Source organism: Brachybacterium massiliense, assembly GCF_900184245.1.
Classification (GTDB): Bacteria; Actinomycetota; Actinomycetes; order Actinomycetales; family Dermabacteraceae; genus Brachybacterium; species Brachybacterium massiliense.
On the sequence record NZ_FXXB01000008.1, the window covers coordinates 213,729 to 227,703 of the forward strand.

12 protein-coding genes and 1 pseudogene are annotated in these 13,975 nt (G+C 70.1%); 10 read left to right on the top strand and 3 right to left on the bottom strand.

Translation table 11 applies throughout. The annotated features are described in order from the left end of the window. Nucleotides 1-9 precede the first annotated feature (9 nt). The 4 genes and pseudogenes from BN4251_RS10920 (at nucleotide 10) to BN4251_RS10940 (ending at nucleotide 2,847) form a co-directional block, all read left to right on the top strand. Nucleotides 10-426, top strand: coding sequence for an NUDIX domain-containing protein (locus BN4251_RS10920; protein WP_212647612.1), 417 nt, complete (start codon nucleotides 10-12; stop codon nucleotides 424-426). After that, complete coding sequence (locus tag BN4251_RS10925; protein WP_087485143.1) at nucleotides 423-1,049, top strand: hypothetical protein; 627 nt, start codon at nucleotides 423-425, stop codon at nucleotides 1,047-1,049. Before BN4251_RS10920 ends, BN4251_RS10925 begins: the two co-directional genes overlap by 4 nt. 377 nt (nucleotides 1,050-1,426) lie before the next feature. Then, nucleotides 1,427-1,792, top strand: a pseudogene (locus BN4251_RS10935) (carbohydrate ABC transporter permease); the annotation flags it as partial. A gap of 116 nt (nucleotides 1,793-1,908) precedes the next feature. After that, entirely contained in the window at nucleotides 1,909-2,847 is a 939-nt protein-coding gene (locus BN4251_RS10940) for an SDR family oxidoreductase (protein ID WP_087485144.1), read from the top strand. Nucleotides 2,848-2,863: 16 nt separating this feature from the next. On the opposite strand, the gene BN4251_RS10945 is transcribed toward BN4251_RS10940, so the two are convergent. Beyond that, on the bottom strand, nucleotides 2,864-3,760 hold the full coding sequence (locus tag BN4251_RS10945) for a formyltetrahydrofolate deformylase (RefSeq protein WP_087485145.1): 897 nt from the start codon (nucleotides 3,758-3,760) through the stop codon (nucleotides 2,864-2,866). Nucleotides 3,761-3,816: 56 nt separating this feature from the next. Next, complete coding sequence (locus BN4251_RS10950; protein WP_087485146.1) at nucleotides 3,817-6,021, bottom strand: MMPL family transporter; 2,205 nt, start codon at nucleotides 6,019-6,021, stop codon at nucleotides 3,817-3,819. A 97-nt stretch (nucleotides 6,022-6,118) separates the two neighbouring features. Here BN4251_RS10950 and BN4251_RS10955 point away from each other — a divergent pair, with 97 nt between their 5' ends. The 4 genes from BN4251_RS10955 to BN4251_RS10970 all read left to right on the top strand — a co-directional run bounded on the left by BN4251_RS10955 (nucleotide 6,119) and on the right by BN4251_RS10970 (nucleotide 10,849). Next, complete coding sequence (locus tag BN4251_RS10955) at nucleotides 6,119-6,724, top strand: MarR family winged helix-turn-helix transcriptional regulator (RefSeq protein ID WP_087486341.1); 606 nt, start codon at nucleotides 6,119-6,121, stop codon at nucleotides 6,722-6,724. Between the two features lie 270 nt (nucleotides 6,725-6,994). Further along, on the top strand, nucleotides 6,995-8,254 hold the full coding sequence (locus BN4251_RS10960; protein ID WP_087485147.1) for an aspartate aminotransferase family protein: 1,260 nt from the start codon (nucleotides 6,995-6,997) through the stop codon (nucleotides 8,252-8,254). Then, nucleotides 8,254-9,459, top strand: a complete 1,206-nt coding sequence (doeA, locus tag BN4251_RS10965) for an ectoine hydrolase (protein ID WP_087485148.1) — start codon at nucleotides 8,254-8,256, stop codon at nucleotides 9,457-9,459. Before BN4251_RS10960 ends, doeA begins: the two co-directional genes overlap by 1 nt. A gap of 13 nt (nucleotides 9,460-9,472) precedes the next feature. Continuing rightward, nucleotides 9,473-10,849, top strand: coding sequence for an NAD-dependent succinate-semialdehyde dehydrogenase (locus tag BN4251_RS10970; RefSeq protein ID WP_087485149.1), 1,377 nt, complete (start codon nucleotides 9,473-9,475; stop codon nucleotides 10,847-10,849). Between the two features lie 237 nt (nucleotides 10,850-11,086). Here the strand turns inward: BN4251_RS10970 and BN4251_RS10975 are convergent, their stop codons facing one another. Further along, on the bottom strand, nucleotides 11,087-12,184 hold the full coding sequence (locus tag BN4251_RS10975) for a tyrosine-type recombinase/integrase (protein ID WP_140398429.1): 1,098 nt from the start codon (nucleotides 12,182-12,184) through the stop codon (nucleotides 11,087-11,089). Nucleotides 12,185-12,671: 487 nt separating this feature from the next. Here BN4251_RS10975 and BN4251_RS10985 point away from each other — a divergent pair, with 487 nt between their 5' ends. Beyond that, entirely contained in the window at nucleotides 12,672-12,890 is a 219-nt protein-coding gene (locus BN4251_RS10985) for a helix-turn-helix transcriptional regulator (protein ID WP_087485152.1), read from the top strand. A gap of 58 nt (nucleotides 12,891-12,948) precedes the next feature. Beyond that, on the top strand, nucleotides 12,949-13,965 hold the full coding sequence (locus tag BN4251_RS10990) for a tyrosine-type recombinase/integrase (RefSeq protein ID WP_087485153.1): 1,017 nt from the start codon (nucleotides 12,949-12,951) through the stop codon (nucleotides 13,963-13,965). Nucleotides 13,966-13,975: the final 10 nt, after the last annotated feature.

The window sequence follows — 13,975 nt, forward strand, 5'->3', positions numbered from 1 at the left end:
CTGCTGTGGATGCCCGGCGTCTCCGCCGTGGTCATGGACCGTTCGCGGCGCAGGGTCCTCGCGGTGCGTCGCAGCGACAACGGCACCTGGACCCCCGTCACCGGGATCATCGATCCCGGTGAGCAGCCCGCCCAGGCGGCGGTGCGCGAGGTCGCCGAGGAGGCGGGCATCGACTGCACCCCGCTGCGCCTGCTCGAGGTGCGCAGCCTCCCGCCCGTGGTGCACCCCAACGGCGACCATGCCCAGTACCTCGACCTGTGCTTCCTGTGCGAGGCGCAGGACGATGCGGCGCCCTATCCGGCCGACGGCGAGAACACCGAGGCGCGCTGGTTCCCCCTCGAAGCCCCGCCTCCGATGAACGAACGCTTCACCGCACAGCTGGCGCTCGCCCTCGAGGACCGGCCCGAGGCGCGCTTCCGGCGATGAGGCGCCCCGATCCCCTTCCCGGCACCAGGGTGCGGATCGCTCTGAGCGACGCCCCCGGCGACAGCGCCGAGGTGCGCGTGATCGCCGCGCCGCGCCGGGACATGGCGCGCGCGGGAGCTCTCAGCCGGCCCCTGCAGCCCTTCGCCGACGCCCTCCTGGTGGATGTCCGGGTGGGGGAGCAGGTGCTGCTCCCTGGCGCCTGGGTGCAGCCCGAGGTGCTCGAGAGGGGCACCCCGCTCGCCCCCACGACCGTCACCGCCGCGGATCTGCGACCGCCTGCCGTGATCGCCGGACCCGCCGAGGACGCCGCCCTGCACTGGGGGGAGACGGTCTGGCCGCTGGACCTCGGGGGCGTCGTCTCGATCCCCGAGGCCGCCCGCGCGGACCCCCATCCGCTCTCGCGGCTGCGGCGCCTGGTCATGGTCGCGGCCGGTCGGCGCGATGAGGTGGGGCTGACGCTGTGGCGCTCGGAGGACTTCGAGATCCCGTGGCAGGACGTGCGTCTGCTGCCGCGCGCCACCTCCTGGTTCGAGCTCGCGCAGGTGCCCGCAGGCATGCGCTACGCCGACGCGGAGCGGGCCCAGGCGGTGGGCAGGGCTCGGACCCGACGGTCGGCGCTCTGACCTCACTTTCTGCCGACTCGCCGAGGCCGACAGCGGAGGATCCCGGAACCCGGGCACCATCCGGATCGCCTTCCAGCAGTTCGGCTCCGGCACGATCAAGCAGGAGTGGATCTCCACCGCCGCCCAGGAGTTCTCCGCCGAGCACCCCGAGCTCGTGGTCGAGCTGGTGCCGATCGTGGCCTCGGAGAACGACTACTTCACCAAGAACGAGCTGCTGATGAGCTCTCCCCGCACGAGCCCGGATCTGGTCTACGAGGACTCCTTCATCCTGCTCTTGGACGTGGGCGCGGGATACCTCCAGCCGATCACGGACCTGGTGGAGGGCTTCGAGCACTGGGACGACATCGCCGAGGCGTCCAAGGACGCGGTCACCGGCGAAGGGGTTCATGGACGGTGTTCCGGTGGAGATCGAGGAGTCGGCCTGGACCGAGGGGGCGGGGGTGCTGCGGGCCCTGTGGTCGGTGGTGCTGCCGCTGATGCGCTCGGGCCTGGCCGTCGCCACGATCTTCACCTTCGTGACCATGTGGGGGAACTTCTTCGTCCCCTTCATGCTCCTGCTCAGCCCGGAGAACCTGCCCGCAGCGGTGACGCTGTACACGTTCTCCTCCCAGTACGGGCAGGTCGCCTACGGCCAGCTCGCCGCCTTCTCGATCTTCTACTCGATCCCGGTGGTGGTGCTGTACCTGTTCCTGGGCCGCACCCTCGGCCAGGGCTTCGCCGCCGCGGGCGGTGTGAAGGGCTGACCCGCGCACCATGCGGCCCTCGGGCGCCGTGCCGCCGACCGTTCGTACGGATCACGGCGGCACGGCGCCCGCAGGCCATATCGTGAAACGGTCACGTCGGCCATGAAGGAGCTGAGATGAGCGAGCCCGCACCCACGCCGAGCACCCTGTCCCCGGAGGTCGCGCAGGCGGCCCGAGACCTCTCCACGCGGGACGGAGAGCCCGCCTTCCCCGAGCAGGACCAGCAGCCGCCCGGCCTGACCGCGCCGATGGAGCCGGTGCCCGACCACGGCGAGCGCAGCTATGTCGGGCACGGCCGCCTGGAGGGGCTGACCGCCCTGATCACCGGCGGGGACTCGGGCATCGGGCGCGCGGTCGCGATCGCCTACGCCCGGGAGGGCGCCGACGTCGCGATCTCCTATCTCCCCGAGGAGCAGGAGGATGCCGAGCAGACCCGGCACTGGATCGAGGAGGCCGGCCGGCGCGCCCTGTTGCTGCCCGGGGACATCCGCGACGAGCAGCTGGCCCGCTCGCTGGTGACACGGACGGTCGAGGAACTGGGCGGGCTGGACATCCTGGTCAACAACGCGGCCTTCCAGTGGGGACGTGCGGAGCCCGCAGGTCTGGACGGCATCGAGTCCGCCCGCCTGCACCGCACGCTGACCACGAACCTCGAGGCGCTGTTCTGGATCACCCAGGAGGCGGCGCGCCACCTGGGGGAGGGAGCGAGCGTGATCAACTGCTCCTCGATCCAGAGCTACGATCCCTCGGTCCCGCTGATGGACTACGCCGCCACGAAGGCCGCGATCAACAACGTCACGGTCAACCTCGCCTCCGATCTCGGGCCGCGAGGCATCCGGGTGAACGCCGTGGCGCCCGGACCGATCTGGACGCCGCTGAACGTGGCGACCCGGGTGAGCGAGGACTACGTCGAGTTCGGGGCCAACACGCCGCTGGGACGCGCCGGGCAGCCGTCGGAGGTGGCGGGGGCGTTCGTGTTCCTGGCCAGCCCCGCCGAGGCGAGCTACGTCTCCGGCACCGTGCTCGGCGTGACGGGCGGCCGCCCGGTCTTCTGAGCGCGGTCGGCGGCGGTCAGCGGAAGATGACCGTGCGGGTGCCGTCCAGCAGCACCCGCGACTGCGCGAACCAGGCCACGGCCTGGCGCAGGGTGCGCGCCTCCGCGTCCTGGCCGATCGCCATCAGCTCCTTGGGCGAGCGGGTGTGGTCCACCCGGATCACGTCCTGCTCGATGATCGGGCCCTCGTCCAGGTCGTCGGTGACGAAGTGGGCCGTCGCGCCGATCTGCTTCACGCCGCGCGCATGCGCCTGCCGGTAGGGGTTCGCCCCCTTGAAGCCGGGCAGGAAGGAGTGATGGATGTTGATGCAGCGCCCGGCGAGCTCCGCACAGAGCTCGGGGGAGAGGATCTGCATGTAGCGGGCCAGCACCACCAGCTCGATGTCGTGCTCGATCACGGCCTCGCGGATCCGCGCCTCGAACGCCTCCTTCGCGCCCTCGCCCTTGGTGGGCAGGTGCTCGAAGGGGACCTCGTAGAACGCGGCCAGACGCTCCAGGGTGGGGTGGTTGGCCAGGATCAGCGGCACCTCGATCGGAAGGTTCCCGGAGTCGACCTGGAAGAGCAGGTCGTTGACGCAGTGCTTCGCCGTGGAGCCGAGCACGAGGGTGCGCACCGGGCGGCCCACCAGGTCGACCCGATGCTCGAGGTCGAAGCGTTCGACCACCGGGGCCAGCGCCTGCTCGAACTCCTCGAGGCTCGCCGCCGTGAGCACCTGCAGGCGCAGGTAGAAGCGGTGGGTGGTGCCGCTCTCGAACTGGCGGGACTCGGTGATGTTCCCCTCGATCTCCACGATCGCTCCGGTCACCGCGTGGACGATGCCGGGACCGTCCTCGCACACCACCGTGAGGACGTACTCGTTGTGCGCCGATGACGAGGCGGGAGAGGTCTGGGGGAGAGGGGTCGCACTGCTCATGAGGACATCCTAGGAACTGTGCGAGCCGCGCTGCGCCTCCGTCCGGGCGGGGTTGCTCACGCTCGCCCGGACCGCCACAGCTTCGAGGGCCACCAGATGACCTTGCCCAGGTCCAACGCGAGCGCCGGCACCAGCACGGTGCGCACCACGAAGGTGTCCAGCAGCACGCCGAAGGCGACGATGAAGGCGATCTGTGCGAGGAACAGGATCGGGATCACCCCGAGCGCCGCGAAGGTCGCGGCGAGCACCAGGCCGGCCGACGTGATCACTCCGCCGGTGACGGCCAGTCCGCGCACCACGCCCTCCTGGGTGCCGTGCTGGAGCGACTCCTCACGCACCCGTGTCATGAGGAAGATGTTGTAGTCGATGCCCAGCGCCACCAGGAACACGAACCCGAACAGCGGCACGGCCGGATCCGCGCCGGGGAAGTCGAACAGGTGGTTGAACACCAGCGCGGAGACGCCCATCGCGGTGCCGAAGGAGAGCACCGTGGTGGCGACCAGCAGGATCGGGGCCAGGATCGAGCGCAGCAGCAGCATCAGGATCAGCACGATCACGGCGAGGACCACCGGGATGATCAGCGCCCGATCGTGCGCGGAGGCGTCGTTGGTGTCGATCGAGGTGGCGGTGGGGCCGCCCACGAGCGCGGCGATGTCCTGAGAGGCGAAGCTCGTGCGGAGCTCGCGCACCGTCTCGGCGGCGGCGGGGGAGTCGGCGGCGTCGGTGAGCGTGGCCTGCAGCATCACGTCGCCGTTCACCACCGTCGGCTCGGGGGCCGGGGTCCCGGGCGGGCCCTGCGCCTGGATGCCCTCCTCGGTCACCGGGGCGGAGCCGCTGGGGGAGTCCTCGGCGGTGACGGTCACCGAGTCCACGCCGTCCTGGGCCAGGAGCAGGTCCGCGGTCTCCTGCAGCGAGGTCTCGGCCACGAGCACCTGCGCGGGGGATCCGGCACCGGCGGGGAAGTGCTCGCCCAGGGCGGCCTGTCCGTCGCGGGCGGTGGACTCGCCGAGCACCAGATCGGACTGCGGGACGCCGTCGGCCTGGAGCTGGGTCACGCCGAGGCAGCCCACGGCGAGCACGATCGCGGTGAGGATCCACAGCGGGCGGGGGCGGCGTCGCACGGCCACCGCGATCCGGCCCCACAGGCCGTGAGCGGAGGGATCGGCGCCGGCATCCGGGGCGTCGGGGTCGAAGCGAGGGCGTCGCGGCCAGAACGCGACGCGGCCGCACGCGTAGAGCACCGCGGGCAGGAAGGTGAGCGCGGCGGCCATCGCGAACACGATGCCGATCGCCGCGACGGGTCCGAGGGTGGAGTTCGACTTCAGGTCGGACAGCAGCAGGCACAGCAGGCCGGCGATCACGGTCCCTCCGGAGGCGAGCACCGGCTCGATCGTCCCCTTGAGCGCCGTGAGCGTGGCGGGCCAGCGGTCCCGCGTGTGGCGCAGCTCGTCGCGATACCGCGCGACGTACAGCAGCGAATAGTCGGTGGCCGCGCCGATCACGAGGATGAACAGGATGCCCTGGGTCTGCCCGGACAGCAGCAGGATGTCCGCCGCGGCCAGGTACCAGATCGTCAGCAGCGCCACGCACAGCGCGAACACGCTGGTGGACAGCACGATCAGCGGGAGCAGGAAGGAGCGGTAGACGATGATCAGGATGACGAACACCGCGCCCAGCGCGACGCCCAGCAGCAGCCCGTCCAGGCCGGTGAAGCCCTCGGCGAGGTCCGCGGAGAGACCGGCAGGGCCGGTGACGTACGAGGTCAGGCCATCGGGCAGGTCTGCGGCGAGCGATTCCTCGATCTCGGTGCTCGCCTCTCCGAGGTCCGCCTCCGAGTCGATCGGGACGAACACCTGCACCGCCAGCCCGTCCTCCGAGGGGATCGCGGGGGAGATGTCGTCGTTGACCGAGCTGACCTCGGCGAGCGCCTCCGCGGCCTCGCCGATGCGCGCGATGGTCTCCTCGTCGAGCTCCTCCTCCGAGGTGATCACCACGATCGCCGGGATCGACGAGGACCCGGTGAACTCGGCGGAGCGCTCGGAGACCTGCGTGGCATCCGCGGAGTCCGGCAGATAGGCCGCCTGATCGTTGGAGGAGACCTCGTCGACGCGTCCGAAGTAGGGGCCACCGATCCCGGCGGCGACCAGCCAGCCCAGGATCAGCAGCGCCGGCAGCAGGATCCGCAGCGCGCGCGGGAGGCGGGGGACCGGCCGCCGATGGGTGTTCTCGGTCGGGGCCGGGGACTGCGCCGGTGAGGCCATGATGCTCCTTTGAGGACGGGTCTGAGCCGGACCAGTCTCGCACACATTGTTAGCTTGGCAAGATATCTGAGCGGTGAGAAGTTCTATGATGGTGGTCATGAGCTCGCCCCATCCCGGCGAGGGCGATCATGAGCAGCCCTCCGCACCGCCCTCCCTGTTCTCCCTCGACTCGAGCGATCGCCACCAGGAGCTGGTGGACCGCACCGGCATGAGCGAGTCGGACATCGCGCAGGTGGATGCCCTGATGGGGGCGCTGTCGCGACTGCGTGCCGCGGAGCAGGAGCTGTCCGAGGCCTCCCTGCGCTACATGAAGCTCGGCGAGACCGACATGAGGGCGCTGCACTTCCTCATCGTCTGCGAGAACACCGGCACCATCGCGACCCCCGGCGCGATCACCCAGGCGCTCGAGATCTCGAGCGCCTCGACCACCAAGCTGCTGGATCGCCTCGAGCGGGCCGGCCACATCCGGCGAGCGCCCCACCCCTCGGATCGCCGCGCGCTGGTGATCACCATCGAGCCCGCCACTCGGGCGTCCGCGATCCGCACCGTGGGAGCCACGCAGGCACGCCGCGTCGATGCGGTGCGTCGCCTCACGCACGCCGAGCGGGAGACGGTGATCCGCTTCCTCGAGGACATGGCCTCCGAGATCTCCCTCGCCGACGCCGAGTGGATCCGCGAGGACCCGGCGGGCGCGCGGGACTGAGCAGGACGAGCGGAACCGAGCGGGGCCGAGCGGGACCGAGCGGGCCAGGGTAGGACAGCGCCGTGCGGAGCCGACGCGCCTTACCGGGCGGTCGGGCCGGTGACCTGCATCGGGAGGATTCGCGAAGCGGCCCGCCACGAGGTGCTTGACGGGGCGAGCACCCCCGGGTGAGGGTCAGCACACCGGCACCTACTTGCCAGACGGGGTGATCTTCGCTATCCGGCCGGGCGTGTGCAGCGAAGCGCCCTGCACCGCGACGGGAGGACCCCCATGGACACCACCATCTTCGAGCAGCATGAGTCCGAGATCCGCGGGTACTGCCGCGCCTATCCGACGGTGTTCGCCTCCGCCTCCAATGCGCGCCAGGTCGATGAGGCGGGCACCAGCTACATCGACTTCTTCGCCGGCGCCGGGGTGCTGAACTTCGGGCACAACAACCCCCGGATGAAGGAGGCGATGATCGCCTTCCTGCAGGCCGACGGGGTGGCGCACAGCCTGGACACCTACACCACCACCAAGCGTGACTTCATCGCCCGCTTCCAGGAGGTGGTGCTGGCACCCCGCGGCATGGACCACCGCATGCAGTTCATGGGGCCGACGGGCTCGAACGCGGTGGAGGCGGCGCTCAAGCTCGCCCGCCTGGCGACCGGACGGCGCGAGATCGTCGCCTTCAGCCACGGCTTCCACGGGATGACGCTGGGCTCCCTGGCCGCGACCGCGAACCACGCCTTCCGCCAGTGGGCAGGCGTGCCGCTGACGGACGTGGTGCGGCTGCCCTTCGAGACCGCTCCCGGCGGCCGCACCGGCATCGCGGACTACGCCGCCGCTCTGCGCGACCCCTCGAGCGGTGTCACCGCCCCGGCGGCCTTCCTGGTCGAGCCGGTCCAGGCCGAGGGCGGGGTGAACATCGCCAGCCGTGAATGGTTGCACGAGATCCAGGACCTCGCCAAGGAGGTCGGTGCGCTGTTCATCATCGATGACATCCAGGCGGGGGTGGGCCGCACCGGCGGCTACTTCTCCTTCGACGGCATGGACCTGGATCCGGACATCATCACGCTCGCCAAGGGGCTGGGCGGCTTCGGCACCCCCATCGCGATGAACCTCAACAAGCCGGAGGTCGATGCGCACTGGTCGCCCGGCGCCCACACCGGCACCTTCCGCGGCCAGGGCCTGTCCTTCGTCGCGGGCACGGTCGCGCTGGACTACTTCACCGATGAGTCCTTCCTGGCCGACGTGCTGGCCAAGGGCGAGCAGATGCGCGAGGCGCTCCAGCGCATAGCCGCGAGCCACCCGGACCGCGGCTGGGAGGTGCGCGGCCGCGGGATGATGCAGGCGCTGGACACCGGTGACGGCGCCTTCGCCAAGCAGGTGCAGCAGGAATGCTTCGACAGAGGGCTGCTGATCGGTCCATGCGGCAGCGGGGGCAAGGTGATCAAGCTGATCCCGCCGCTGACGATCCCCGAGGCGGATCTCACCGAGGGGCTCGACCTCCTCGCGCAGGCCCTCGACGCTGCGGTGAGGACGCACTGATGCGCCGCCGCTCCAGCATGACGTTCCCGGCCGAGGAGTACGAGCGCCGGCTCCGGGAGTTGCGCGAGAGGATGGCGCAGCGGGAGCTCGACGCGGTGATCATCACCGATCCCGAGAACCTGATGTACCTCACCGATCATCAGACCACGGGGTACTCCTTCTTCCAGGCGCTGATCGTGCCCCTCGAGGCGGATTCGGTGATGATCACCAGAGCGCTCGAGGAGTCCAACGTGACCGCCCGGACCTGGCTCGAGCACTCGAGGGCCTACGCCGATGACGGCGATGCGATCCTCGAGCTGGTCAGCACCCTGCGGGACCTGCGCCTGGGCGATGCCCGGGTGGGCTACGAGCGCAACAGCTACTACTTCCCCGCCTACCAGCAGGATCGCTTCCGCGACGCCTTCGGTGAGGGACTGGTGGACTGCTTCGGCATCGTCGAGGACGGCCGGGTGCGCAAGTCCTGGGCCGAGATCGAGGTGATGCAGCTGGCCGCGTACGCCGGGGAGGCGGGGATGGCCGCCGGGCTGCATGCCGCGGTCGCCGGTGCCACGGAGAACGACGTGGCCGCCGCGATCGCCGCGGCGATGTTCCGGGCGGGCGGCGAGTTCCCGGCGGTGATGCCGTACGTCGCCTCCGGACCGCGCTCGATGATCGGTCACTCCACCTGGGAGGGGCGCATGATCCGGCCGGGCGAGCACGTGTTCCTCGAGGTCGGCGGGTGCTACCGCCGGTACCACACCGCCATGATGCGCACCGTGGTCAACGGTGCGCTCTCGCCCTCGATGCGCTCCGCCCAGGACCTCATGAAGGAGACCCTCGCGGAGCTGCGGGAGCTGATGAAGCCCGGCGTGACCGTCTCCGAGGTCGCCCGCCTCACCCGCATGCGGATCGAGAGCAACGACGTGGGGGCGCAGCTGGTCACGCGCGCCGGCTACTCGATCGGCATCGCGTTCCCGCCGTCCTGGGACGAGGGGTACATCATCTCCCTGCTCGAGGGGGACGAGCGCCCGCTCGAGGAGGGCATGACCTTCCATCTGCTGCCGTGGATGTGGGGTGTGGACGGCACCAAGACCGTCGGCATCTCTGACACAGTCCGCATCACCGAGGACGGCTGTGCGCCCTTCTTCACCCTGCCGGAGGACTTCACCGTCCACGCCAGCTCCGTCCGATCCGTCCCCCGCGCCGCCGTCGCGCCGAGCTTCTGAGAGGAGCACCAGCATGACCACGCTGACAGCCATCGATCCCACCACCGGCGCCGTCGTGAGGGAGGTCCCCGCCGCGACCCCGCAGGAGATCACCGAGATCATCGACCGCGCGCAGGAGGCGTTCACCACCTGGGGGAGCACCAGCATCGCCGAGCGCGCCGCGGTGCTGCGACGCGTCGCGACCCATCTGCGCGAGCACACCGACGAGCTCGCCCCGCTGATGACGGAGGAGATGGGCAAGCCCGCCGGCGAGGCGCACGGCGAGGTCGCGAAATCCGCGTGGGCCGCCGAGCACTACGCCGAGCACGCCGAGAGCTACCTCGCCGACGAGCATCTGGATTCCGATGCGACCTCGTCGTACGTGCAGTACCTCCCGCTGGGGCCGGTGCTCGGGATCCTCCCGTGGAACGCCCCGTTCTGGGTCGCCTTCCGTTTCTGCGCCCCGGCGCTGATGGCCGGGAACACGTGCGTGATGAAGCACGACCCGCACGTGCCCGGCTGCGCCGCGGCGCTCGAGGAGGTGTTCCGGGCCGCCGGCGCCCCTGAGGGCGTGTTCCAGACGCTGCTGGCCGCCACCGAGGACGTCGAGCAGGCGATCCGCGACCCACGCATCCGGGCGGTGTCCTTCACCGGCTCCGACCGGGCCGGGGCGACGGTCGCCTCGATCGCGGCGAGCGAGATCAAGCCCGCGGTGCTCGAGCTCGGCGGCTCGGACCCCTGCATCGTGCTCGCCGACGCGGACCTCCACAAGGCCGCCGAGGTCTCCGCGCTCTCGCGGATCATCAACGCCGGGCAGTCCTGCATCGCCGCGAAGCGGGTGATCGTCGAGCGCTCGGTGCATGACGAGTTCGTCGAGCTGCTCGCCGCGCAGCTGCGGGAGCTCGTGGTCGGGGATCCGCGCGACGAGGCCACGAAGGTGGGTCCTATCGCGCGGAAGGAGCTGCGAGAGAACCTCCACCGCCAGGTCACCTCGAGCGTCGAGGCCGGTGCAACGCTCGTGATGGGCGGCGAGATGCCCGAGGGGGAGGGGTACTTCTATCCCGTCACCCTGCTCACAGGGGTCGAACCCGGCATGGCAGCCTGCACCGAGGAGACCTTCGGCCCGGTCGCGGTGGTGATCGCGGCGGACGACGCCGAGCATGCGCTCGCGATCGCCAACGACACCCCCTACGGGCTCGGCGCCGCGATCTGGACCGAGACCGAGCGCGGCGTCGAGATGGCGCGCCGCATCGAGGCCGGACAGGTCTCCGTCAACGGGATCGTGAAGTCCGATCCGCGCCTGCCCTCGGGTGGCATCAAGCGTTCGGGCTACGGTCGCGAGCTGGGACCGCACGGCATCCGTGAGTTCACCAACGCCCAGCAGATCTGGGTGGGTCCCGTGCGCAGCTGAGAGGGCACGGACAGGCAGGAATGCCGAACGGGCGCTCCCCGCATCTCGCGGAGAACGCCCGTTCGGTCTTTCGGTCGGGCTGACAGGATTTGAACCTGCGACCCCTTGACTCGGAGCGAACTAGGGGTAGGTGCCCAGGTCGGACGACGAATGCGCTGGCAGTGAGTGGATACTTGCAGCCACATGCTTCACGAGGTTCCGGGATGTGACCGCCAAATACCGCCGCTAGCGGTCACTCTAGCGGTCACTTTCGAACATGGCGGCTGCCGCAGAGACCACAGCCTCCGTGCTCGTGACCGCCGTGTACCGCTGCCGATTCACGGCTGCCGTATGCCCGAACAACCGAGTGCGGGTCGCCTCCGGCAGCACGTCGCACAACAGGGTGTTGTTCGTCGTGCGCCACGAGTGCCCGCGCTCATTCTCGAACATCTCGATGTTCAGCTTCTCGGCTAGCTCCTTGTACATCGCCGCGAGCTTCCTGTCCCGGTTGCGCGGATCCCACGGCTTGGCCGGGTCCGTCGGCGACGGGAACAGCCACGGAGACCCCGACTCGAGCCTCGCCGCCAACCGCTTGCTCACCGCAGGGGCGAGGACAGGGACTGGGCGACCCGTTCGCGTCTTCGTGGCCTCCGGCGACAACTCAACGATGAACGTGCCCGAATCGTCCACGCGGCAGTCCTCCGTGGGCCTCATGCACAGCTCAGAGGTCCGCAGCCCCGTCGTCGCCTGCGCGAGCACGATGTCGATGCACGCGGCCCGCTCGACCACCCGCTGTCCGTGCGTCCACCGTCCACGCTTCGGCGCCTCCACGTCCTCCGGATCGGCGGCCAGCAGGTACTCGATCGCCGCGCGGTACTGCTCCGCGGTCAGCGCCCGGCCGCCCCGCGCGTATGCGGGCCTCTTCGCCCCGGACAGGTCGAGATCCAGCTCGATGAGGGGGTTGTACTCGATCACCTCATCCACGCGCAGTGGCGCCGCCAGGTACTTCTTCGCGACCGTCTTGGCATGTTTCGCGTTGACCGCACCGTGCAGCCTCCCCATCTCCTCCAGGCACGAGATCAGGGCTCGAGGCCGCATCGCCTCTCGTAGCGACAAGCCGGCCAGAGAATGGGTGTGCTTGCATGCCTCGTCGCCGCACACCCCGCGCAGAAGCCGGTACGCGAGCTCGTAGCGCCGGGTCGTCGTGTCGGCCAGTCGCTCGGCTCGGATGGCCGGGAGCGTGACCTTGTCCAGATAGTCGAGGGTGTCGCTGGTGCCCTTCCACCTGCCGTCGCTGGAGCTGCTGAGCAGGTCTGCAGCCCGCGCCCTCGCTCGAGCCCTCACCTTGCCCTTCATTAGACCCTGCGTGAGCGGGCGCGTGAGCCGCCCGTTGTTGAGTCGAATCGACCATCGGATGGCGAAGCCGTCGCGGTACGGGAATACCTGAGCCCGGTCGATGCTGTGCTCTCCAGGTTCCAACCTGGTGGTCGCGGCGCGAGACGCGCACGCACCTCCTCTCGCCGATCACATCAGCCTACGGTCACCGCGTCCTCGAGCGAAGTCCGTCCGATGACTTCCCAGCCCAGCGAAGGTCGACGCGGTCTGAGCCCTCGTCGCCCTCTGCACCTCCTGCACGGACATCGCGTGCGTCCCCCCCCCCCGCGTGGCCGTATCGACGCACTCCTGCTGGTTCACGAGCAGGTCGGACCAGACGCACATCGCGTGACGCACAGTGAGCCCGCCTGCGTGCGCCGTTACCTCCGCGACAGGTTCCGTGAGCCCCCGCCCACTGTCGCGGAGCACAAGGGCCGGACCGCGGCCCCGCTCGAATCCGGAGGACACGATGCCCCGCAAGCCCGCACCCCGCGATGTCGTCACGCTCGACGAACTGATGACCGCCAACGACGTCGCCGACGTCCTCGGCCTCGCCGCCGGAACCCTCGCCAACTGGCGCAGCCTCGGCATGGGGCCCACCTACGTCAAGCTCGGTGGACGTGTCCGCTACCGCGTCTCCGGAGTCAACTCCTGGGTCGCCAGCCAGGAACACGAGAGCGCCGTCTGACCCCCGTGGCCCGGCACCGCGGGAGACCACGTGCTCTCGTGCGACAGAGGGAGGGCACATGAGCAGAGCCATCCAGAAGCGGACGCCACTGCCCACGCTGGTCAGGCTCGAGGACGCCCAGAACGTAGGCACTCTCCTCGCGGGCAGACGCTCCGCCGAGACCAGGCGCTCCTACGCCTCCGCCATGCGCATCTTCACGGCCTGGTGTCAGGAGCGCGGTTACCCGGCTGTACCCACAGGCCCGGAAGTCGTCGCGTCCTACATCGCGAACTGCTCCACGTACGTCGCACACTCGACGATCTCCCGCGACGTCGCCGCCATCTCCGCCGCCCACCTCGACACCGGTCTCGATGACCCCACGGCTCACCACGGAGTCCGCCAGGCACTCCGCTCTGCCGGCAGGACGCTCGGGACCGCACCGTCCCGTCGAGCAACACCTCTGACCACCACCCTGATGCGTCAGATCGTCGACGCGATGGACGATCTCGAGACCGCGACCGGCAAGCGTGACCGTGCGATCCTCCTCCTCGGGCTTGCCGCCGCACTGCGTCGCCGCGAGCTCGCTGCCCTCACCACGAACGACATCGCCCGCCACGACGACGGCCTGCTACTGCGGATCCGTCGCTCGAAGGCCGACCAGACCGGGAGAGGCGACCTCATCGGCATCCCACTCGGAGCCCACCCCGAAACCTGCCCCGTCCTCGCACTCGAAGCATGGCTCGAAACCAGCAGCAGGAAGCTGGGGGAGGGGAGTCCAGTCTTCTCCCGCATCTACAACCACTCCCGTATCGCCGACACCGCACTGTCGGACCGCTCGATCTCACGCATCATCCAGGCCCGCGCCGCAGCCGCCAACATCAACGAGAAGGACAACGCCCACATCGCAGGAGTCGACCAGACCTGGGTCTCGGGACACTCCCTGCGCGCCGGACACGCGACATCTGCCGCAGAGGAGGGCGTCGACCCGATGGCGATCTCCCGCACCACCAGACACCGTCGACTGGACTCCCTCGCACGGTACGTGCGCCCCGCCAGCGCCTTCGAAGACTCAACAGCGGGCAAGATCGGCCTGTAGGTGCGCAGCC

Coding starts and splice junctions, on each gene's coding strand:
- BN4251_RS10950 (WP_087485146.1), bottom strand. CDS start 6,021: ATGGCCTCACCGGCGCAGTCCCCGGCCCCGACCGAGAACACCCATCGG.
- BN4251_RS10970 (WP_087485149.1), top strand. CDS start 9,473: ATGACCACGCTGACAGCCATCGATCCCACCACCGGCGCCGTCGTGAGG.
- BN4251_RS10940 (WP_087485144.1), top strand. CDS start 1,909: ATGAGCGAGCCCGCACCCACGCCGAGCACCCTGTCCCCGGAGGTCGCG.
- doeA (WP_087485148.1), top strand. CDS start 8,254: ATGCGCCGCCGCTCCAGCATGACGTTCCCGGCCGAGGAGTACGAGCGC.
- BN4251_RS10925 (WP_087485143.1), top strand. CDS start 423: ATGAGGCGCCCCGATCCCCTTCCCGGCACCAGGGTGCGGATCGCTCTG.
- BN4251_RS10960 (WP_087485147.1), top strand. CDS start 6,995: ATGGACACCACCATCTTCGAGCAGCATGAGTCCGAGATCCGCGGGTAC.
- BN4251_RS10920 (WP_212647612.1), top strand. CDS start 10: ATGCCCGGCGTCTCCGCCGTGGTCATGGACCGTTCGCGGCGCAGGGTC.
- BN4251_RS10990 (WP_087485153.1), top strand. CDS start 12,949: ATGAGCAGAGCCATCCAGAAGCGGACGCCACTGCCCACGCTGGTCAGG.
- BN4251_RS10945 (WP_087485145.1), bottom strand. CDS start 3,760: ATGAGCAGTGCGACCCCTCTCCCCCAGACCTCTCCCGCCTCGTCATCG.
- BN4251_RS10955 (WP_087486341.1), top strand. CDS start 6,119: ATGAGCTCGCCCCATCCCGGCGAGGGCGATCATGAGCAGCCCTCCGCA.
- BN4251_RS10975 (WP_140398429.1), bottom strand. CDS start 12,184: ATGAAGGGCAAGGTGAGGGCTCGAGCGAGGGCGCGGGCTGCAGACCTG.
- BN4251_RS10985 (WP_087485152.1), top strand. CDS start 12,672: ATGCCCCGCAAGCCCGCACCCCGCGATGTCGTCACGCTCGACGAACTG.